The following is a 1,423-nucleotide window of genomic DNA, read 5'->3' as shown; positions in this document are numbered from 1 at the left end:
CGAACAGTGCCGTGGCGGTCAGCGAGGCGGCGACGGCGGAGAGCCGGACGGTGCCGGGCAGTTCCGCCCCGTGCTTGCCCGTGACGGCGCCGAGCTCCAAGGCGTATCTGGTCGGCGGCGGGATCGCCGCCCTGGCAGCAGCAGCCTTTCTGATCCGGGACGGCGGCGTCCCCGGTGAGAACATCCGCATCCTGGAGCAGATGCCCCTCGCCGGCGGCTCGCTCGACGGGCGGAAGGCGCCGGACGGGGCGTACGTGACCCGCGGCGGGCGGATGCTGGAGGACGAGGCGTACACGTGCCTGTGGAACCTCCTGGAATCGATCCCGACCCTGGACGATCCGAACGTCTCCGTCCGTCAGGAGGTCGCCGACTTCAACCGGGCGGTGCCGACGGACGCCAGAGCCCGGCTGATCGACCGCGACCACCGGATCGTCGACGCGTCGCGGCTCGGCCTCGACGCCCGCGACCGGCTGGAACTGGCCCGCCTGCTGGTCACACCCGAGTCGGCGATCGGCGCCCGGCGGATCGACGAGTTCTTCTCCGAACACTTCTTCGCCACCAACTTCTGGGCGATGTGGCGGACGACCTTCGCCTTCCAGAACTGGCACAGCGCAATCGAGCTCAAGCGCTACTTCCTGCGCTTCCTCCAGGAGTTCCCGCGCATCCACACCCTGGCGGGCGTCCGTCGCACCCGGTTCAACCAGTACGACTCCGTCGTGCGGCCGCTCACCAAGTGGCTGCTGGAGCGCGGCGTGCGGATCGAGCAGGGCGTGACCGTCACCGACGTCGACTTCACCGAGAGGGACGGCATCCGCCGCGCCGGGCGCCTCCACCTGCGGCGGGCGAGCGGCCCGGAGACCGTCGAGCTCGCCGAGCTGGACCTGGCGTTCATCACGCTCGGTTCGATGACCGCCGACGCCTCCTTCGGCGGGGACGACACCGTCCCGGAGCTCGTCCGCGACAAGCGCGACGGCAGCTGGACGCTGTGGGAGACGCTGGCCCTGAAGGCGCCCGACTTCGGCCGGCCGTCGGTCTTCAACGGCAGCGTCGCCGAGGCCGCCTGGGAGTCGTTCACCCTCACCATGCGCAGCCCCGCCCTGCTCAAGCGGATCGAGGAATACAGCGGCAACGCCCCGGGCACCGGTGCGCTGATGACCTTCAAGGACTCGCCGTGGCTGATGTCGATCGTCGTCCCCCGCCAGCCGCACTTCGACGGCCAGCCCGAGGGCGTGTTCACCCTGTGGGGGTACGGCCTGTTCATGGACGCTCCCGGTGACTTCACCGGCAAGCCCATGGCCGCATGCACCGGGCGGGAGATCCTCACCGAACTGCTCGGCCAGCTGGGCTTCGACGACATCGCGGAGGAGGTGCGCGCCTCCACCACCATCACCTCCGTGATGATGCCCTACATCACCAGCCAGTT

The 1,423-nt window shown here is 70.0% G+C and carries 1 protein-coding gene; it reads left to right on the top strand.

Features of this window, described 5'->3' with window-relative positions; translation table 11 throughout:
* Positions 1–80 precede the first annotated feature (80 nt).
* On the top strand, positions 81–1,423 hold a 1,343-nt coding region (locus ABZ641_RS37270; RefSeq protein WP_359989013.1), incomplete at its 3' end, for an oleate hydratase.

This window comes from Kitasatospora sp. NPDC007106 (assembly GCF_040634455.1).
GTDB lineage: Bacteria > Actinomycetota > Actinomycetes > Streptomycetales > Streptomycetaceae > Kitasatospora > Kitasatospora arboriphila.
This window is presented reverse-complemented; position numbering and strand designations above follow the sequence as displayed.